Here is a 19,703-nt window from a genome sequence, read left to right as displayed (position 1 = left end):
GAGCGAGCCTGCTCGCGAAGAGCGTTGATGCGGTTTTGGATCAGAACTCCAGAGTGCTGGACAAGGAAACCTGCCGCGAATCCCCCATCGACACAAAGAAGCGGCTCGCCGACGAGGTGTAATAGGTGCGGTCGAACAGATTCTTCACGTTCAACTGAAACTTGACCTTCTGCCCTTCAACCGTGGTGTCGTAAGTGGCAAACGCATCCGCCACGGTGTAGCTCGGCAGATCGAAATCGTTCACCGCGTTGCCGGCACGCTCGCCGACGTACCGCGCACCGGCACCGACACGCAGTTGGTCGCCGCCAAACACATTGCCGAAGTCATACACCGCCGACAGCGAGCCGGAATTCTTCGCTACGTTTTGCAGGCGCTTGCCTTTGTATTCCGGGTCTTCGGTGACTTCGGCGTCGGTGTAGGCATAGCTGCCGATCAGGTTCCAGTGCTCGCTGAGCTGCCCGCTCAGGTCGACTTCCAACCCACGGGAACGCACCTCGCCAGCGGCGCTGTAGATCGTCGTCGGACCTTCGGAGTTGGCCACCAGCACGTTGCGTTTCTTGATGTCGAACAACGCGATATTGCCGGTGATGCTGCCGGGCATATCCAGCCGCGCACCCAGCTCCCACGACTTGGCTTCTTCCGGCGCAATGCTGCCGTCGAGCACGGTACTGCTGCCGCTCAGCGGGGCGATGGTCGAGTTGGGTTTGAACGATTCGGTGTAGCTGCCGTAGAACGACAGCGCGTCGGTGTAGCGATACACCAGCCCTGCGCGCGGCACCCACTTCTGCCCGTTGCTGTCGGTATTGGCCTTGAACGGCACGCCTTTGCCGGCGTACTGGTCGTACTCCTGAAAACGTCCGCCAGCGACCAGAATCCACTGCTCGTTGAGGTGAATCGAGTCCTGCAGGAACAGCGAGTCGCTGCGCAGTTTGTCGGTCTGCGCGCTGTCGGGCGCACTCACCGTAGTGCCCATCACTTCGCGACCATAGACCGGATTGAGGTAGCTGAAGGTGGTCAAGCTTTTCTGCCGGATCAGATCCTCGCGGTAGATCTTGCGGTATTCATCATCAACACCGAACACCAGATCGTGCTGCATGCCCAGCACATTCACTTTGCCTTCGAGGCTGGCGGTGGTGAAACGATCGGTGCTGATCGCGTTCTGGGTACCGTCCATACTGCGGGTCAGTGTGCCTTTGTTGGTGTCGATCGCAGTCACGCGCACTTGGCTGGCGTCGTAGGTCTCGCGATTCCAGCTGTAGCCGAAGTGGGCTTTCCAGTCGTCGTTGAGTTCATGGTCGGCTTCGAAATGGTAGAGATCCGAGCGCCCTTCCATGTCGTTGAACGGCTCGTCGAGACGCTCCTTGCGCGAGATATCCAGCGGATGATTGGTGCGCGGATCGATCAAGGTGCCACGGTCGAACGGGGTGAGAAATTCGCGGTGCTCGTAGGCGAACAGCAGCTTGGTGCGCTCGCCGTACCAGGCCAGCGACGGTGCGATCAGCGTCTCGCGATGGGTGCCGAAGTTGCGCCAGTAATCTTCGTCTTCATGATCGACGACCATGCGATAGGCGAAGCCGGAATCACCCAGCGCGCCGGTGCTGTCGAAGGCGCCGCCGCTGCCGTTCTTGCCGTCACCGTAGGTCGAACCGCGAACCGTCACGGCGTTGTACTGGGTCAGTTCGGGCTTCTTGCTGACCAGGTTGACCACGCCGCCCGGGTCCTGAATCCCGTAAAGCAACGAGGCCGGGCCCTTGAGCACTTCGACGCGATCCACGGTCGCGTTCATGCCGCGGCCCTGCACCAGCGGCATGCCGTCGCGCATGATCGAGCCGTTGCGATTGTCACCGAAACCGCGAGTCATCACCGAGTCCTGGGTACTGCCCAAGGTGTTGCCCTGCGTGATACCGCTGACATTGGCCAGCGCGTCGTCGAGATTGCGCGGCGCCTGATCGCGAATGACCTGCGCCGGGATGACATTGACCGTCTGCGGAATCTCTTGCAGCGACGCCGATGAGCGCATCACCGAACTGGTTTCCGGCGGCTGATAACTCAGCGATTCGTCGCGCGTGGACGTGATGGTGGTGGCGCCGAGATTGAGCGCGCCTGCGGTCGGCATCGGCTCCAGCGCCAACGTGTGACTGTCAGTGCGGCGAAAGCTCAGGCCGGAGTTGCCGAGCAACCGCTGCAAGGCCTGCTCGGCACTCATCCGGCCGTTGACTGCCGGAGCATCGAGGCCGTACGGCGCTTCGTCGGTGTAGACCACGCTCTGCCCGGTCACGCGGCTGAAGTCGCTCAGGGCCTGCGGCAACGGTTTGGCGGTGAGGGCAAAATTGAATTGCTGTTGCGCCTGATTGCTCACCGCTTCTGCCGCCAGCGCGATATTCATCGGCAGCAATGCCAATGAGGAAAAACTCAACGCCGACACGCTTAACCACTGTTTGACCGAACCGGATTTTGCCCTGGACTTCATTGCTCAATGACCTGTGTAGAACCGCAACGGATGCGAATGGCTCGCAGTTTCAGTCACTACACGGATGGGGCTCGGGGTTACCTCACCTTTAAATTGAAAATATTTTTTGGAGGATTTGTTGCCTGGAGTGACGCCTTCGCGAGCAGGCTCGCTCCCACCTTTGGAATGCGTTCCCTGTGGGAGCGAGCCTGCTCGCGAAGAGGCCGGCAGCCTCAGCGCAGAATCATCAGTTGCCCCAACACCCGATGCTGCTCAAATCCCAATACCCCTTGCAGCGAATTGAGCACCGCCTGCGGGTCCTTGCTCGGAAAGCTGCCGCTGACCTTGCGCGCCGCCAGTTCATCGTTGAGCAGCACAATCCGCCCCGGGTAATACCGACGCAGATCCTCAACGACATCGGCCAGCGCGGTCTTGTAGTAAGTCAGCCAGCCCTGACGCCAGGCCAGTTGCGCTTCACTGTCCACGGCATGCATTTTTTCCGCCGTGCCGTCGGCGTAGGCAACTTGCTGGCCGGCCGTGAGAATCTGTTGTTGGCCATGCTCGTCCGCCGTCACCGCGACACGTCCGGACAATACCGTCACTTGCGCGCCATGAGGTTGTCGGCGTACTTCAAACTGGGTACCCAGCACCCGCGCCTCGCCCTGCTCCGCCGCCACCACAAACGGATCGCCGGTGTGAGTGACGCTGAAGAAAGCAGCGCCACGAATCAATTGCACACGGCGCTGACCGTGGCTGAAATCCAGAGCAATCGCACTATCGGCATCCAGTGTCACTTGCGACTGATCGGCCAGAGTCACCGTGCGAATTTCACCGGGCGCCGAGACATGGTCGGCGCGCAGATCGTCGAGCCAGCGCTGCGCCTGCCACCCTGTGCCGAGGCTGACCATCAACAGTAGACACGCGGCCAGCGCCAGCGCGCCTGACCAACGCCACGTCGGCGAGCGACGCGGGGCGTCCATTGCCTGCAGATAGCCATGCAGCGCGAGCGCATCTTCCTCGGCCAACATGCGCGCCGGGGCTTCGCTGAGTTCCCAGATCACCTGCGCCTGCGCATACGCTTCGGCATGGGCGGGGTCGGCGCGCAGCCATTGGCTGAAGGTCAGTTGATCGCCAGTGCTCGGGCGGTCATGCAGCAGGCTCAGCCAGGCCAGCGCGGCCTGCTCCTGGGCCGGTGTCGGCGTGATCGGGTTTGATGGCTTCACGGTGCTTTCCCTGGCAGGCGTGGCGCGGGATCGCGCAGGCTGGCCTTGCAGGCCTCGAGGGCGCGCATCATATGTTTTTCCACGGCACTTTGGGACAGGCCCATGGCCTTGGCGATTTCCGCGTACTTGCGCCCGTGAATGCGATTGAGCAGAAAAATCTGCCGCGTGCGCTCGGGCAAGGCGCGCAACGCGGCTTCGACATGGCGCAGATCGTTGCCGGCTTCGAGTGCAGCCTGGGGTTCGCTGCCATGGCTGTCGGGTTCGTCCGGCTGCCAGCCTTCGTTGACCCGTGTGCGCGTGCCTTCGCTGCGCAAATGATCGATGGCGATATTGCCGGCGCAGCGCAGTAGATAAGTGCTGAGTTCTTCGACCTGCACCAGCGGCCGCCGCCAGAAGCGCAAAAACAGATCCTGGACCAGATCCGCCGCCGTCGCCCGACAACCGACGCGCCGGTTCACCAGCGCCTCCATTTGCGCACGCTGGGACAGAAACACCTGAAGAAAATGCGCACGCGCGCCACGCGCTTCATCGTCACGCGATTCCGGTGGCAGACCGATCAGCACTTCAGCACTGCGCCCAGGCGGCGACCGGGCTCGCCAACAGGCTCAACCCGGCCAGTGCCATGGCCAGACGCGGGCGATACGGCAGCAACAGCACCAGTGCCAAAGCGCTGAGCATCAGCACCGCGAACCAGTCGACCAGACCGAAACTCCAGCCACTGGCCGCGACCGCTGCCCACAGCGAAAGCGCCAGCAACAGCCATCCCGCCAACGCCAGACCCTGACGGCGGCGCGTCGACGGTTTGGCGCCGAGCAACTCGGCGTGATGACGTGGCATCGACAGGCACAACGCGGTGAAGCCGGCATAGGTGAGCAACAGGGCCAGCAGCATCAGTTGGCACCCTGTTCGACAGTGATCGAGCGAGGCGAAGAACCTACTTGGCGAACGCTGGCGTGGTTGCCCGTACGCTGCATCTTGCGCGCAGCCCAGCCAAGAAAAAGCCCCGTTGCCAGACAAGTCAGATCAAATCCGGCCAGTGCCCAGTCGCGCTGCATCAGGCTGGCGCCAAGATTCCACGGTGTGGTCAGCGCATTGATCAGCGGCACCGCGATAAACAACGCGGCGCCGAGCGTCAGCTGTTCGATCCACGCCTTGCGTCCCGGACGCAATACCGCGTGCACCACGCTCAGGCCCCAGACTATGAAGAACGCGTTCACTTCCCAATCGGCCCGCCCCGCCAGACTCACCGGCAGCAGTCGATTGGCCAAAAAGAACACCGCCACCGCCCATACCAGCCCGGCCATACTGGCGATATTCAGCACTTCGACCAGACGCAATTCGAACGGCATCGCCGCACTTTTAGCGTGCTTGAGCTGCCGCTTGCCGAGCCAGATCACCAGCCCGGTGCCGATCATTGCCGTGCCGGCCAGTCCGCAAAGGAAATACAGCCAGCGCAACAGCGGCCCGGCGAAATGGCCCATGTGCAAACCATAAAACACGCCACCCACCGCCATCGCCATGGGTTGATCGGGGGTGCTGCTCAGAAGCTGCCCGGTGACGCCGTTGAAGGTCACCGCCCGGCCGAAATCATGCACCACCCGATCGCCCGCGCGGGACAGCACCACCGTGGCGCTGGCATCGCCCGGATTGCTCACCGACAGCCGCGCCGTGTGGCCGCCCGCCCACTGCTCGCTGGCTTTGGCAAGTAGCGGCGCCATGGCGGTCAACGGCGCGGGGATAGCGGCGCGCTCGGGTGTCTTCGAGGCAGGAAAGACTTCGTCATAGAACTTGCGCACGTCGCTGCCGTAAGAGGCGACGATGCTGGCTGGCATGACCATCGACATGAAAATCACCAGGCTGCTGTAGGTGATCATCAAGTGAAACGGCAGCACCAGCACACCCACCGCGTTATGCCCGTCGAGCCAGGAACGCTGGCCCTTGCGCGGGCGGAAGGTAAAGAAGTCCTTGAAGATTTTCTTGTGGGTGATGATGCCGCTGATCAACGCGACGAACATCACCATCGCAGCGATGGTCGCCAGCCAGCGGCCCCACGGATAAGGCATCTGCAACTGGAAGTGAAAGCGGTAGAAGAACTCGCCGCCCATGCTTTCGCGGCCCTGTACTTCGGCTCCGGTCTGAGCGTCAAGGGTTCTGGATTCGAAGCGGCCGCGCTCGCCGGGTTTGCCCGAAGCCTGCTGCCAGCGCACGGTCAGACCGGGATCGCGGGCATCGGGCAAATCGATCAGCCAGCGCGAGGCACCGGCGGCGTGTTGCTGCAGATAGTTTTGCGCGAGCGTCAGGCTCGCTTCGGCATCGAGTGGATGCGCCGCAATTTCCGGCTGCATCCAGTGGCTGATTTCGTCTTTGAAGTAGGCGAGTGTTCCCGTCAGGAAAATCGCGAACAACAACCAGCCGAACACTAGCCCGGCCCAAGTGTGCAGCCACGCCATTGCCTGGCGGAAACCTTCTTTCATGCCAGCCCCAGACCGCGCGCGGCACCGGAAATGGTGGCGAGGATCACGCTCGGCACCAACAAGCCGACCCACGCCGACCACGCGCTGCGGCAGGCAAAGCACCAGAGCACGGCAACCAGATAGACCAGAAAGGACACAGTCATGCCTGTGACCACCGCTTCGGCGCGGTTCAGCGGCAACCACAACGTCAGGGTGACACTGGCCAGTGCCGCCACCAGATAGCCGCCGAAAATCGCCGCCAGCACTCGCGAAGTGACGGCCAGACGATAGGACATGGGAAGGGTTGCGAGTTTGCCTTTCATGTTTCGACCCTGAAACGAAAAACGTTCGGCCGACAAGCCGAATCTACAGGCGAGCAATATTAATGATAAATATTCTCATACGCAAAAGCATCTGATTGCCGGACACGGTCGCCAACCCCTACAATGCGAACCTTTCTTGTTCTCTAACGTACGTTCTCTACGCAGGTTTTGCGTCCGGAGTGATTTCGTTGCCGCCCGCCCATCCCGTCGAATCGCTCTACAACGCCCATCACAGTTGGCTCACCGGCTGGCTGCGGCGCAAGCTCGGCTGTCCGGACAGCGCGGCGGATCTGGCCCAGGACACGTTCATCAAGGTGCTGACCGCCCGCGAGCCACCGGTGATCATCGAACCGCGCGCCTTTCTCACCACGCTGGCCAAGCGCGTGCTGTTCAATCATTACCGGCGCCAGGATCTGGAACGCGCCTACCTCGAAACCCTGGCGCAGATGCCGGAAATGATCGCGCCGTCGGAAGAGCACAAAGCGATCATCCTGCAGACACTGGTCGAACTCGATGAAATGCTCGACGGCTTGCCGCGCCAGATCAAACGCGCTTTCCTGCTCGCTCAGGTCGATGGTCTGACTTATCCACAGATCGCCGCCGAACTGGGTATTTCCGTGGCCACGGTCAAACGCCATTTGAACAAAGCGGCCATGCGCTGCTATTTCGCGTTATGAATCGTGTGCCGGAATTTTCCGCGCAGGTCGCCGAACAGGCGGTGCACTGGCAGCTGGAAATGCAGCAGGGCACGCTCACCCCGCGCCAGCAACAAGCCTGGCAACAGTGGCTGGACGCACACAGCGAACACCGCCGGGCGTGGGAACACATGCAGCGGGTCAATCAGCGTTTGCGTGGCGTTTACTCGCCGTTGGCCCACGCCGCGCTGAACGGGCCGAAGTCGAGCAGTCGCCGTCAGGCGCTGAAACTGTTGCTGATTCTCGGTGCCGGCTCAGCGGCGACCTGGGGCCTGCGCGAGCACACGCCGCTGCCGTCGCTGCTCGCCGATTACCGCACGCCGGTTGGACAGCGGCGCAAGATTGCCCTGAGTGGCGCCGATTCGTTGCAGCTCAATACCGCCAGCTCGGTTGATGTGGATGGTGCGCAGCGGTTGATTCGTCTGCTCGACGGCGAAATGCTGCTGAGCGCTGCGAGTCCGTTCGAAATACGCACGGCGCACGGCGTGCTGAAAACCCAAGGAGCGCGCCTCAATGTGCGGCAGTTTGCCGAGCGCACGCAGATCGCGCTGTTCGAAGGACGAGTCGAACTCACCGCCAACCAGCGCGCGCCCGTGCTACTGCCGGTCGCACGGCAGTTGAGTTTTACCGCCAGCGCCGTCAGCGAATCCAGGCCGCTGGACGCCAACAGCGGCGCCTGGACTGACGGCATGCTGGTCGCCGCGCATATGCGCCTCGGCGATTTCCTCGAGGAGCTTGGCCGCTACCGGCGCGGGCAACTGCGGTGTGACAGCCAGGTTGCCGGTCTGCTGATTTCCGGGACGTATCCGCTGGATGACAGCGAGCGGATTCTCGACCTGTTGCAGATCAGTCTGCCGGTCAGAGTGAAGCGCTTTACCCGTTATTGGGTGAGCGTCGAAGCGCGGGTTTGATCTGCAAAAAATAAATGAGCCGTTTTTCAGATCTGGCGTGACAGAGAAGGAAAGCCCCCTTGATTCCACCTTCTCAGGATCATCCACATGCAGCCCACCCGCCTTACGCCACTGGCCCGCAGCCTGCGCAATCTTCTGCTCGGCGCCAGCCTGAGTTTCACCGCCCTGCCCGCCGCGTTGGGCGCCGAGGCCAAGGTTTATCACATCGCCCCGGCGCCACTGGAAACCGCGCTCAACCAGTTTGGCCGTGAAGCCGGCGTGCTGATTTCCTTTGGCTCGCAAGTCACCAGCGGTGTGCAGAGCCGTGGTCTGGAAGGCAACTACACCGCGCAACAAGGCCTCGATGCCTTGCTCGAAGGCACCGGCCTGCAAGCCCGAGCCGAGGGTGACAACGCCTTCAGCCTGCAACCGCTGGCTGACGCGGCGCTGGAGCTGGGCACCTCGACCGTAGTCGGCGACTGGCTCGGCGACGCGGCGCAGATCAATGTCTTCGAACACCCCGGCGCGCGTGATGTGATCCGCCGCGAAGAGTTCGAACGGCAGGGCGCGACCCAGGCCCGCGACGTACTTAACCGCATCCCCGGTGTGAATGCGCCGGAGAACAACGGCACCGGTAGCCATGACATGGCACTGAATTTCGGCATTCGTGGTTTGAATCCGCGCCTGGCCGCACGCTCGACCGTATTGATGGACGGCATCCCGGTGCCTTTCGCGCCCTATGGTCAGCCGCAGTTGTCGTTCGCGCCGATCAGCATGGGCAACATGGATGCCGTGGACGTGGTGCGTGGCGGCGGCGCGGTGCGTTACGGCCCGCAGAACGTCGGCGGCGTGGTCAACTTTGTGACCCGGGCGATTCCCGACGAGCCAACAGTCAAAGGTGGTTTCCAGACTGAAACCAGCCCATCGTCGAGCCACGACGGTTTCAAGACCAGCGCCAATCTGCTGGCCGGCGGCACCAACGCCAACGGCCTCGGTGGTGCGCTGTTGTACTCCGGCACCCGTGGCGGTGACTGGCGTGAACACAGCGATACCGAGATCGACGACCTGATCCTCAAGGGCAAATACCAGCTCGACGACGCCAACAGCTTCAACGCCATGGCCCAGTATTACGAAGGCAAGGCCGACATGCCCGGCGGTCTCAACGTCGCCGATTACGATGCCGATCCGTATCAGTCGACGCGGCCGAAAGACCAGTTCTGGGGCCGCCGCACGATGTTCAACGTCGGCTATCGCTATCAGGAAGACCGCCGCGAGTTCACCGCCAACACCTTCTTCACCAAAACCCTGCGCAGCGGTTATCTGGATCAGGGCACATTCCTGTCGCTATCGCCGCGCGAGTACTGGGTGCGTGGTCTGGAAACCCGTTTCGCCCAAGGCTTCGATCTTGGTCCGAGCAGCCACGAAGTCGGCGTCGGTTACCGCTACATCAACGAGGCCGGCCACGAACTGCGCTATCGCACGCCGATCAGCGCCAACGAATACCCGACCACCAGCAGCCGCAACGACCGCGATACCCGTGGCGGCACCGAGGCCAATGCGTTCTTCATCGATGACCGTATCGATATCGGCAAATGGACCATCACCCCAGGCGTGCGCTACGAGATGATCGAGTCGCAGCAGACCAACAACCTGACCAACGTCAAATACAAGGGCGACTACAACACCGCGCTGCCGGCGCTGAACGTGCTCTATCACCTCACCGACAGCTGGAATCTGTACGCCAACACCGAAGGCTCGTTCGGCAGCGTGCAATACAGCCAGATGCCCAATCGGGTGACCAGCGGTGAAGTGAAACCGGAAAAGGCACGCACCTGGGAGCTCGGCACGCGCTATGACAACGGTGCCCTGCGCGCGGAAATCGGCGCGTTCCTGATCAACTTCGACAACCAGTACGAAAGCAACCAGACCAACGACTCGGTGATCGCTCGTGGCGAAACCCGCCATCAGGGCATCGAGACCAGCGTCAATTACGCACTGGACGACTTGAGCCCGGCGCTGGCCGGTTTCGATGTCTACGCCAGTTATGCCTATGTCGACGCAACTATTCGCGAGGATGGTCCGAACAAAGGCAACCGCGTGCCGTTTTCCTCCAAACACAAAGGCACGATTGGCGTCGGGTATACCGAAGGGCCATGGAAGCTGAATCTGGACAGCAGCTTCCAGAGCGACCAGTTTGCCGACAACGCCAATACCTCAAAGGAAAGCGCCGATGGCAGCACCGGCAAAATCCCTGGCTACATGCTGTTCAGCAGCCGCGCGGGGTATGACTTCGGGCCGCAACTGTCGGATTTGAATGTGGCGGTGGGGGTGAAGAACATTTTCAACACGCAGTACTTCACACGCTCGTTCGATGACAACAACAAGGGCAAGTATGCAGGTGAGCCGCGGACGGTTTATGTGCAGACGTCGGTGGCGTTCTGAACAGACTCTGAAGCCTTCTCCCCATGCGAAAAAAAACGGGCCTGCATCAGCAGGCCCGTTCTCCTTAGTCACTTGTGAAATCAGCGCATCAACTGTTGATCGCTGCCTGTTCGTTCTCGTCGAATTCTTCCGCCAACAGCTTGTCGTTGGCTTTGCCGCTAAATGGCACTACAGCGGCGCGTGGTTTACCTCGCAGTTTGCCGAACAGATGATCCAGTGCGTGCTCGAGTTTTTCGGCAGCACCGTCGATCGCCTGTTCCAGCGAATCGGCTTTGTGGGTCACGGAAATCGGTTGGTGGCCTTTTGGCCGCGCTTCCAGTTGGCAGCGCAAGTCATGGGGACCTGGTTTCTCGCCGTTCTCGTCGCTGAGGTGGACTTCGACACGGGTCAGGTCTTCTTCATAACGGTCGAGCGTGCTCTCAATAGTTGTACGTACCCACTCCTCCAGTCGCTTACTGCTTTGAATATGGTTATCGCTGTTGACTTGGATTTGCATAGTTCATCCCTTATTTCAGCTAGCTCGCTGGAGGCCTTGAAGTGAATTTCCTGACCTCCTGGTTACAACAATCGGCCCGAGCGGCGAACATTTCAACCCCTGAAAAAAGAAAAATATTCATTCGCAAAAAAAGCCGGACAACCGAGCGAGGCGCTGTTAATGTCGGGAGTTGGGTCGCCTCGCCCATTGGCAAAATCTGCTCACAATTGCCCGTCATTCAGCGGGTGCAGACTGCGGAAAATCCCCGCCTCCTCCACCAGCCAGTCATGCACAGCGCGCACGCCCGGATGGCTCAACGCCCCCGGCGCATACAGCAGCACGTAACGCTTGTGATTGGGCACCGACAGGCCGAACGGCACGATCAAGGTACCGCGCTCCAGCTCATCATTGAGCAACGTGCGCCGGGCAATCGCCACGCCCATGCCGGCAATCGCCGCTTCGATGGTCAGGTGATTGCGATTGAACGTGTGGCCGCGTCGTACATCGGCACCTTCGAAGCCGATCGCATTCAAATAGAACTCCCATTCCGCGTATTCGTAACTGCCACGCCAGGCGGTGATGTCGTGCAGCAACGGGAAATGCACCAGATCCGCCGGCCCGTGCAGCGGCGGGCGCCCGCGCAGCAGGCTCGGCGCGCACACCGGGAAAATCTGCTCGTCGAGCAAGGCTGTGGATAACAATCCCGGGTAGCTGCCATCGTTGAGGTCGATGGCCAGATCAAAATCGCCCTCGTGCAACGGCACGCTGCTGTCCTCCGCCACCAGGCGCAACTGGATATCCGGAAAACGTTGCTGCAAGCGCGGCAGGCGTGGGGTCAGCCATTTGCCGAGAAACGACGGGATTGAACGCAACCGCAGCGTCCCGCTGATCATCCCGGCGTCCAGTCGGCGCAACTCCGCATCGATGCTGCCATAGGCTTCGTTGACGGTCATCGCCAGCCGCTGCCCCTGCGCACTCAACTCAACGCCCCGCGCGCGCCGATGAAACAGGCGAAAGCCCAAGCGTTCTTCCAATTGGCGAATCTGCTGGCTGACCGCGCCCGGGGTGATGTGCAGCTCTTCGGCACAACGGGTGAACGACAGGTGCCGCGCGGCACAGGCAAACACCTGCAGCCAGACATAGGTCTGGGCATGCAATTGACGACTCATTGTTTAGTCCTGCTAAAGGCTGTCTTAGGAGGTTTCGTTGGTCACCTCGAAGCGAGGCAGGCAGTATCGCCGACATTGCGCTTGTCCGACAAAAAATGGCAGCGATTCCTACTCCATTGCTTGTAAGGGTTTAGCATGGCTATCAGTGTTTTCGATCTATTCAAAGTGGGCATCGGCCCGTCCAGTTCCCATACCGTCGGTCCGATGCGTGCAGCCGCGACCTTTGCCCAGGCTCTGATCGATCAGCATCTGCTCAATGATGTGCGACGTGTGCAGATCCGCCTGTACGGTTCGCTGTCGGCCACCGGCGTCGGCCACGCGACTGACCGCGCAACGGTCATGGGCCTGATGGGCGAGTGGCCGGACAGCATCGATCCTTCGACCATCGAGCCACGCATCCAGCAACTGCGCGAAACCGGGCAACTATCCCTCGCCGGTCGACGTTCAATTGCTTTTGACTGGCACAGCGATCTGCTGCTGCTCGACGAAAGCCTGCCCTACCACCCTAACGCCATGTCGCTGACTGCATTCGGCGAAAGCGCCGAGCTGTTTGCGCAAACCTATTATTCGGTGGGCGGCGGTTTCATCGTCGAAGCGGCTGAAGCCGAATCCGGTGTGGCGCCCGCCAGCGACGTGGTGTTGCCCTACGATTTTTCCAGCGCCGCCGAGCTGCTCGCTTTGTGCAAACAGCACAATCTGCGCGTTTCCGAACTGATGATGGCCAACGAGCGCGCCTGGCGCAGCGACACCGAGATCCGTCAGGGCCTGTTGCACATCTGGTCGGTGATGCGCGAGTGCGTCGAACAAGGTTTGCGCCACGAAGGCATCCTGCCCGGCGGTCTGAAAGTACCGCGTCGCGCGGCGAAACTGCACCGCAGTTTGCTCGAAATCGGCAAACCGAACGTGATCAGTTCGACCCTGTCGGCGATGGAATGGGTCAACCTGTTCGCCCTCGCCGTCAACGAAGAAAATGCTGCCGGCGGGCGCATGGTCACCGCGCCGACCAATGGCGCCGCCGGGATCATTCCGGCCGTTCTGCACTACTACATGAAATTCAATCCGGATGCGTCTGATGATGACGTCGTCGCGTTCTTTCTCGGTGCAGCTGCCGTCGGCATTCTGTGCAAGAAAAATGCATCGATCTCCGGCGCCGAGGTCGGTTGCCAAGGCGAAGTTGGCTCGGCTTGCGCAATGGCTGCCGCCGGTCTGGCCGACGTCCTCGGCGCGACACCGGAGCAACTGGAAAACGCTGCCGAAATCGGCCTGGAACACAACCTCGGCCTGACCTGCGATCCGGTCGGTGGCCTGGTGCAAGTGCCGTGCATCGAGCGCAATGCCATCGCGGCGGTGAAAGCAATCAACGCCACGCAAATGGCCCTGCGCGGCGACGGCAATCACTTCATTTCCCTCGACCGGGTGATCCGCACCATGCGCGACACCGGCGCCGACATGCACGACAAATACAAGGAAACCTCACGTGGCGGGCTGGCAGTGAACTGGGTGGAGTGCTGATCGGCCTGACTGCACTGTCAGCGATCATCGGCTCATTCCTGCCCTGAAAACGCGCCACAAAAAACGGCGAGCCCCGAGGCTCGCCGTTTTTTTCGCCGTGTTTATTGTTCGACAATTTTTCCGGCATGCCCCTTGCTACATCACCCTTGAGGCAAACGGACATTGCAAACCTCAGCGAACGAGATGCCAGTGGTCTGGTGTTGCGAACCAAATCGGATCATGGCCGGTCAACAACTGCACGTTCAATCAGGCGGTGACGCATCATGGACAACCCATTTCAAATCATTACCGATGCCTTCGCGCCGGACTATCAGATCAATCTGAGCATTCAGGGCCTGGACGGCAGCATCATGCTGACCCTGTCCAACGCCGGCCGCATCGTGGCCAAGCGCATGATCAGCGCCGAACAGCGCAACGATCCCGAGCGTTTGAAACGGCTGGTACAAAGCATCCAGTTCGGCATCGCCATCGAACAGGGCCACAGCGCCATGTCGATCCTCGAAGCCATGACCAGCGGCGCCGGGCTCACTCCGCCACCGCCACGGGTCAAAGGCCGGCCCGGCCAGGCGGCAGGCCTTTAGAGCTCGCCCTTCTCCACTTCAGGATGCTCGCTGGAACCCGTGCCGATCTTGCGCTGCGGGTTCTCGATCTTCACTGAGGGGAACTGCGACGAGGCGTAACGCACTACCAGAATCGCGAATGCCAGCAACAGAATGCCGCCGCACAGGTAAATGATGCCCATGTCCGGCGGGTTGTGGTGCGAGACGTTGGAAATCAGCAAGCGCGTCAGTGCAGTGATCGCCACGTAGATCAGGAAGCGCACCGGCATGTGGTTGGTCTTGAAATAAATCCCGACCATCGCGCCCAGTTCCAGATAGATGAACAGCAACAAAATGTCATCAATCTTGATGTGTCCCACTTCGAGCATGCCGAGAAACTCCATCACGGCCGCCCACGCCGTCACCGCACCGATGGCGAACAGCGCCAGGTAGTGAAAAGTTTCAACGAACAGGTTGCCCAGGGACTCGGCCAGTTGGTGCACGTTACGCCGCAGTTTCTCGGCCCAGTTTATTTTCACGATGAGTTTCCTTAGCCCGTTTCGGGCGGATGATGCGTATCGCACGTGACGGTTTTGCGCGCGCGCCTTGTTGCAATGGTTTTCATGCAGGTTCAGGGCCACGCATCATGGCGATCCGCCGCAAATCCCGCGCCGTGGCGTTTGGTCGCACTGCCGGAGTTTTTGTGGGAGCGAGCCTGCTCGCGAAGAGCATCGACACGGCTCCCTGACAAACACCAAATCCGGTCTACATTGAAAAGCCACTACCCATGGCGCAGGGATTCGCTTATCCTTTTCGCTGTATATGGATACAGTAGTCGTCAAGACAACTTAATGTGAAGGCATGTGAGGTGGTGAATGGCCGTCGAAGTGGTATACCGCAGCAGCCGAGATCTGGAGCGCTTGTTCATGGATAAAGCCGAAGCTGATCGTCATGACAAAATGCTCGAACTGGCCGAATATCTGGCCGATGTGCTGCAAAAAGCCGTTCCGTCCCTGACTGAACAGCAAGTGGAAGAAGCCGGGATCTACATGGCGAAGAATCGTGATGTGTTCGCCCGAGCATTCAAGAGCCAGCCCGATGCGCTGTCGGAGCTGATCAATGCGCCGGCCGAGCCTGTCGAAAAAGCTGAAGCGACAGAACCTGATGAGACGCCGACGAAGCCAGCCAAAGCAGCGAAAGCGCCGAAGTAATTAAAAAGATCGCAGCCTTCGGCAGCTCCTACATTCTGAGTGTGGAACTGCCGAAGGCTGCGATCTTTTGCTTTTTCAGCGATACAAAACCTTTTCCGCCAACTCATCCGCCACCCGCGCCGGCGAACGCTTTTCCGCCTGCGCGTGGGCAAAAACTTCGGTCAACCGCGAACTGATTTTCGACAGATGCGCCGTGATGGTCGACAATTCCTCACCGCGATGTTTCAGCGAAACGTAGATCAGCCCACCGGCATTGATCACATAATCCGGCGCGTAAAGAATGCCGCGCCGTTCCAGCTGATCCGCCACATCCAGATGGGAAAGTTGATTGTTCGCCGAACCGGCCACTGCTGAACAACGTAGCTGTGAAACGCTGTGACTATTAAGCACCCCGCCCAAACCGCAAGGCGCGAGAATGTCGCACGGTGTGCTGAGCAATGCGTCGTTGGCGATCGGATGGGCATTGAGCTGCTCCATCGCCAGTTGCACCTTGCCGTGGTCGATGTCACTGACCAGCAACTCGGCGCCGGCAGCGTGCAGTTGCTCGGCCAGCGCAAAACCGACATTGCCAAGCCCCTGGATGGCAATGCGCAAACCTTCGAGGTTGTCGCTGCCCAGACGCGCCATCGCCGTGGCGCGAATGCCGGTGAACACGCCCATGGCCGCATGCGGTGCAGGATCGCCTGCCGAGGTGGTGCTGGTGACATGCCGGGTCTGCTGGGCGATGCAGTCCATGTCGGCCACTGAAGTACCGCTGTCGATGGCGGTGATGTAGCGGCCGTCGAGTTGCTCGATACAACGACCGAAAGCCTCGAACAACGCGGCGCGATTCTCGACATGGACCGGGCGCACGATCACCGCCACCCCGCCGCCCTGCGCGAGGCCGGCGAGCGCCGCTTTGTAGCTCATGTTTTGCGCCAGGCGAATGGCGTCCTCGACCGCTGATTCGTCGTTGGGATAGGCAAGGTAACGGCAGCCGCCCAAGGCTGGCCCCAAGCGACTGTCATGAATGGCAATGACCGCCTTCAACCCGGTGACCGGATCCACGCTCAGGTGCAGCGATTCCAGGCGAGTGCTTTGCATGAGAGCGAACATCGATAGGCTCCCGAATCACTTCTTGTAGAACGCCAGTATAGGCTTGCCCCTGAAAATTGCTGGCGCGCACCGGCATGAGCCGCCGAGCGGACAATGTCATGCCGCAATAAGTCGCGCTCAGCGAGCCCAGCACTGGACGAACAACCCGGACGGGGCTAAAACGAGGCATTGGAGGGAGATTCAGATGAGTGCGCGCCAACGCTTTTTCGAATGCCTGCATCGTTCACCGCCAGCCCTGCTGGAAGCTGCGCTGTGGATAAGTGCCGAGCACGACAAAACTCTCGAGCCCGAGATATGGTTGCGTACCTTCAAGGATCTGCAATTACGCGTCAGCTACGGCCTGCCGATGCTGCCGGTCAGCGAACTGGCGCAACCGCTGTTGCGGCGCATGGTCGATCTCGGCTTCGCCCAGGATGATTTCCTGCCGCTGCGTCCACAGGCAGCGCTGCTGCATCGTGTGTTACACACCCAGCGGGGTCAGCCGTTGGCATTGGCGTTGATCGCACTGGAACTGGCGCATGGCCTCGAGATTCCTTTGGTCGGGGTCAACTTCCCCGGGCATTTCCTGTTGCGGGTACCCGGCGCCGACCACTTGCTCGACCCTTGCGGAGGTCGACGCTTGTATCCCAACGACTGTCGCGAGCTGTTGCAACGTCAATACGGACCGAACATGCAGCTCAGCGCCGAGCATCTGCTCACCGCGACGCCAGTGCAGATGCTCCAGCGCCTGTCGCGCAACCTGCGCCAATTGCATCTGACCCACGACGATCACATCGCCGCGCTGATCGACGCGGAACGAGTGCTCGAACTGGGTGGCGCGAAGGCTGCCGATTACATGGCTCGCGCCAGTTTGTATCAACGGCTGGATTGTCCGAACGCTGAACGCTTCGATCTGGAGCACGCGCTGTTGCTCAGCGAAGATCCGATCCAGCGCCTGCGCCTGACCGAACGCCTCGGTCATCTGCCGCCCAACTCCGTCGTTCATTGACCACCTTCCGCAGGCTTGTCCCCATCCTTGAGCCCACACAAACCTGTGTGGGAGCGAGCCTGCTCGCGAAGCAGGCACCTCGGTCTCCGGTCAAACCACGTTATCGTTCTTCGCGAGCAGGCTCGCTCCCACGGTGGCTCGGGAGGCATCAGTCGGCGAGCGCACCTGAATGATCAGCAGCGCGGCAATCACCGCCGGGATCGCGCAGAAGAAGAAAATCTGCTCCACCGGAATGTGCATCGCCAGCAGCAGACTGCCGAACAGCGGCCCGAGGATCGAACCGAATCGGCCTACGCCCAATGCCCAACCGGTACCGGTGGCGCGCACATGAGCCGGGTAGAAATTGCTGGCAAAGGCATTTAGCGTCAGTTGCCCGCCAATGATGCAGAACCCGGCGGCAAACACACAGGCCACCAGAAAACGCGGATCGTCGTGGTTGAGCCCGAGCAGAATCGTGCACAGCGCCGCCCCTGCCAGTACGCCGGACAACAGCCGCACCTTGCGTTGCAACCGGTCGGCGAACCAGGCCATGCAAATCGCGCCCAGGGTCCCGGCGAACAGGAACATCGACGTCACCAGGTTGGCTTCGTTGAGTTTCAAACCGCTTTCCAGCAGCAGTGTGGGCAGCCAGCTGATCATGAAATACAACAGAATCAGGCTGACAAAAAACGTCGCCCAGATCAGCAGGGTCGGCCGCGCATAGCCGTTGCGAAACAACTCGACCACGGTCAGTTTGCTGCCCAGTTCGCGCGCGTTCTGCTCGACGCTTGCCACTGGTGGCTGCCAGTCCGGCAGCATCCGCGCGGTGACCTTGCGCAGCCGAGCATACGGCGGTGCATCACGCAGCAAACGTGGCAGCGATTCCGGGAGCATCCACCACAGAAAAGGAAACAGCAGCAATGGCGTCACTCCGCCCGCGAGGAACACTGCCTGCCAACCGAACTGATCGATAAAACCGGCCGCGACAAAACCGCCCGCCGCCCCACCGAACGAGAACCCACAGGCCGCCAGCGTCACCATCAAGGTGCGCAGACGCGGTGGCGAATATTCCGACATCAAGGCCATCGCGCTGGGCATTGCGCCGCCCATGCCGATGCCGCAGATGAATCGCGCGATCATCAGCGTGTTGAGCGAATCGGCGAACACCATCAGCACCGTCAGCGTGGCGTAGATCAGCACGCAGGCGAGCAGAATTCGCCGCACACCGAAACGGTCAGCCAGTGGCGTGACCGCGAGAGACCCGAGGGTGAGGCCGAGCAGGTTGGCGCTGAACACCGGGCCGAACGCAGACTTTTCCAGACCCCAGTCCTGAGCCAGCGCGGGCACCACATAACCGAGCACCTGGGCGTCATAGCCATCGGTGACCAGCAACAACGCCAGCAGGATCAGAAGCACCCACTGATAGCGGGACACAGGCCGGGCGTCGAGCGCCGCGCGGAAGCTGGCAATCTGGTTATGCATCGCAAGGTACCTGTTTTTGTTTTTATTGATCGTTCCCACGCTCCGCGTGGGAACGCCGCCCCGGACGCTCTGCGTCCAATGTGACGCAGAGCGTCACGAGATGCATTCCCACGCAGAGCGTGGGAACGATCATTTAGGGGTGTCTGGCTGGTTGGCAGGATGCGCCTTGATAAACGCCGGATGTTCAGCCGCCAACGCAGCCACACGGCAGATCTTCGGATATGCCTCCAGGCTGACGTTGAACCGCTCTGCCGCATACAACTGCGCAATCAGATACACATCCGCCACACACGGCCATTCGCCAAAACAGAAACCGCTGTCGCCGATCAACTGCTCCACCGTCGCCAGACCTTGGCTGATCCAGTGGCTGATCCACTCCACCACCTGCGCCTCATCCTGCCCCGACTGGCGCAGGCGATTGAGCACGCTGACGTTGTGCAGCGGATGCACATCGCAGCCGATCACCGCCGCGACAGCTCGCACCTGCGCACGCGCGACAAGATCATCCGGCAGCAACGGCACCTGTGGATAACGTTCCTCCAGATACTCGATGATCGCCGGCGACTGAATCAGCAGCGCGCCATCATCGGTGCGCAAGGCCGGCACCCGACCCTGTGGATTGAGCGCCAGATACGCCGCTTGCCGATGTTCACCACCCGACGGTGCGATCAGGTTGACCGGCACCGCCTGGTAATCGAGCCCTTTCAATGCCAGCGCAATGCGCACCCGGTACGACGAGGTGGAACGGTAATAGGTAAAGAGATCCATGAGCCGCTCC

General features: G+C 60.9%; 18 protein-coding genes and 1 pseudogene. 7 read left to right on the top strand and 12 right to left on the bottom strand.

Annotated features, from left to right (window positions below; translation table 11 throughout):
- Window positions 1-40: 40 nt before the first annotated feature.
- From ACZZZ4_RS13505 to ACZZZ4_RS13480, 6 genes are all read right to left on the bottom strand, one after another.
- The gene (locus tag ACZZZ4_RS13505) at window positions 41-2,470 is read right to left on the bottom strand and encodes a TonB-dependent siderophore receptor (RefSeq protein ID WP_463548014.1); all 2,430 of its coding nucleotides are present in this window, start codon (window positions 2,468-2,470) and stop codon (window positions 41-43) included.
- 212 nt (window positions 2,471-2,682) lie between these two features.
- A complete protein-coding gene (locus ACZZZ4_RS13500) occupies window positions 2,683-3,672 on the bottom strand; it encodes a FecR family protein (RefSeq protein ID WP_463548013.1) in 990 nt (329 codons plus the stop codon).
- The gene (locus ACZZZ4_RS13495) at window positions 3,669-4,235 is read right to left on the bottom strand and encodes an RNA polymerase sigma factor (RefSeq protein WP_016771621.1); all 567 of its coding nucleotides are present in this window, start codon (window positions 4,233-4,235) and stop codon (window positions 3,669-3,671) included. Before ACZZZ4_RS13495 ends, ACZZZ4_RS13500 begins: the two co-directional genes overlap by 4 nt.
- A gap of 1 nt (window position 4,236) precedes the next feature.
- The gene (locus tag ACZZZ4_RS13490) at window positions 4,237-4,563 is read right to left on the bottom strand and encodes a DUF3325 domain-containing protein (protein WP_122610800.1); all 327 of its coding nucleotides are present in this window, start codon (window positions 4,561-4,563) and stop codon (window positions 4,237-4,239) included.
- Window positions 4,563-6,146: a PepSY-associated TM helix domain-containing protein gene (locus ACZZZ4_RS13485; RefSeq protein WP_463548012.1), complete on the bottom strand. Its 1,584-nt coding sequence runs from the start codon at window positions 6,144-6,146 to the stop codon at window positions 4,563-4,565. The genes ACZZZ4_RS13490 and ACZZZ4_RS13485 overlap by 1 nt, the downstream gene beginning before the upstream one ends.
- Window positions 6,143-6,448 (bottom strand): DUF3649 domain-containing protein, encoded by a 306-nt coding sequence (locus tag ACZZZ4_RS13480; RefSeq protein WP_039759274.1) that lies wholly within the window; start codon window positions 6,446-6,448, stop codon window positions 6,143-6,145. Before ACZZZ4_RS13480 ends, ACZZZ4_RS13485 begins: the two co-directional genes overlap by 4 nt.
- Before the next feature lie 188 nt (window positions 6,449-6,636).
- On the opposite strand from ACZZZ4_RS13480, the gene ACZZZ4_RS13475 reads away from it, so the two are divergent.
- From ACZZZ4_RS13475 to fecA, 3 genes are all read left to right on the top strand, one after another.
- Window positions 6,637-7,125 (top strand): sigma-70 family RNA polymerase sigma factor, encoded by a 489-nt coding sequence (locus ACZZZ4_RS13475; protein ID WP_039759276.1) that lies wholly within the window; start codon window positions 6,637-6,639, stop codon window positions 7,123-7,125.
- Window positions 7,122-8,054, top strand: coding sequence for a FecR domain-containing protein (locus ACZZZ4_RS13470; protein WP_463548011.1), 933 nt, complete (start codon window positions 7,122-7,124; stop codon window positions 8,052-8,054). Before ACZZZ4_RS13475 ends, ACZZZ4_RS13470 begins: the two co-directional genes overlap by 4 nt.
- Before the next feature lie 87 nt (window positions 8,055-8,141).
- On the top strand, window positions 8,142-10,475 hold the full coding sequence (fecA, locus tag ACZZZ4_RS13465) for a TonB-dependent Fe(3+) dicitrate receptor FecA (protein ID WP_463548010.1): 2,334 nt from the start codon (window positions 8,142-8,144) through the stop codon (window positions 10,473-10,475).
- Between the two features lie 88 nt (window positions 10,476-10,563).
- On the opposite strand, the gene ACZZZ4_RS13460 is transcribed toward fecA, so the two are convergent.
- Together ACZZZ4_RS13460 and ACZZZ4_RS13455 are read right to left on the bottom strand one after the other, a co-directional pair.
- Window positions 10,564-10,971 carry an HPF/RaiA family ribosome-associated protein gene (locus tag ACZZZ4_RS13460; protein WP_024011656.1) on the bottom strand — a complete coding sequence of 136 codons (408 nt, stop codon included), beginning with the start codon at window positions 10,969-10,971 and terminating at the stop codon, window positions 10,564-10,566.
- A 200-nt stretch (window positions 10,972-11,171) separates the two neighbouring features.
- The gene (locus ACZZZ4_RS13455) at window positions 11,172-12,119 is read right to left on the bottom strand and encodes a LysR substrate-binding domain-containing protein (protein ID WP_039759283.1); all 948 of its coding nucleotides are present in this window, start codon (window positions 12,117-12,119) and stop codon (window positions 11,172-11,174) included.
- A gap of 135 nt (window positions 12,120-12,254) precedes the next feature.
- On the opposite strand from ACZZZ4_RS13455, the gene ACZZZ4_RS13450 reads away from it, so the two are divergent.
- On the top strand, window positions 12,255-13,631 hold the full coding sequence (locus tag ACZZZ4_RS13450; RefSeq protein WP_463548009.1) for an L-serine ammonia-lyase: 1,377 nt from the start codon (window positions 12,255-12,257) through the stop codon (window positions 13,629-13,631).
- A 263-nt stretch (window positions 13,632-13,894) separates the two neighbouring features.
- Window positions 13,895-14,212, top strand: a complete 318-nt coding sequence (locus tag ACZZZ4_RS13445; RefSeq protein ID WP_463548008.1) for a DUF3509 domain-containing protein — start codon at window positions 13,895-13,897, stop codon at window positions 14,210-14,212.
- Here the strand turns inward: ACZZZ4_RS13445 and ACZZZ4_RS13440 are convergent.
- Complete coding sequence (locus ACZZZ4_RS13440) at window positions 14,209-14,709, bottom strand: phosphate-starvation-inducible protein PsiE (RefSeq protein ID WP_016771633.1); 501 nt, start codon at window positions 14,707-14,709, stop codon at window positions 14,209-14,211. The genes ACZZZ4_RS13445 and ACZZZ4_RS13440 overlap by 4 nt on opposite strands.
- A 336-nt stretch (window positions 14,710-15,045) precedes the next feature.
- On the opposite strand from ACZZZ4_RS13440, the pseudogene ACZZZ4_RS13435 reads away from it, so the two are divergent.
- Window positions 15,046-15,300 (top strand): annotated as a pseudogene (locus ACZZZ4_RS13435) (YebG family protein); the annotation flags it as partial.
- A gap of 156 nt (window positions 15,301-15,456) precedes the next feature.
- Here the strand turns inward: ACZZZ4_RS13435 and ACZZZ4_RS13430 are convergent.
- Window positions 15,457-16,476, bottom strand: coding sequence for a Glu/Leu/Phe/Val dehydrogenase family protein (locus tag ACZZZ4_RS13430; protein ID WP_463548007.1), 1,020 nt, complete (start codon window positions 16,474-16,476; stop codon window positions 15,457-15,459).
- A 184-nt stretch (window positions 16,477-16,660) separates the two neighbouring features.
- Between ACZZZ4_RS13430 and ACZZZ4_RS13425 the strand changes: the two genes are divergently transcribed.
- On the top strand, window positions 16,661-17,464 hold the full coding sequence (locus ACZZZ4_RS13425; RefSeq protein ID WP_463548006.1) for a transglutaminase family protein: 804 nt from the start codon (window positions 16,661-16,663) through the stop codon (window positions 17,462-17,464).
- 90 nt (window positions 17,465-17,554) lie between these two features.
- Here ACZZZ4_RS13425 and ACZZZ4_RS13420 read toward each other — a convergent pair whose 3' ends face one another.
- Together ACZZZ4_RS13420 and maiA are read right to left on the bottom strand one after the other, a co-directional pair.
- Complete coding sequence (locus ACZZZ4_RS13420; RefSeq protein WP_463548005.1) at window positions 17,555-18,925, bottom strand: MFS transporter; 1,371 nt, start codon at window positions 18,923-18,925, stop codon at window positions 17,555-17,557.
- A gap of 129 nt (window positions 18,926-19,054) precedes the next feature.
- Window positions 19,055-19,693, bottom strand: coding sequence for a maleylacetoacetate isomerase (maiA, locus tag ACZZZ4_RS13415; protein ID WP_463548004.1), 639 nt, complete (start codon window positions 19,691-19,693; stop codon window positions 19,055-19,057).
- Between the last annotated feature and the right edge of the window lie 10 nt (window positions 19,694-19,703).

Source organism: Pseudomonas sp. AC252 (assembly GCF_979258105.1).
This window is presented reverse-complemented; position numbering and strand designations above follow the sequence as displayed.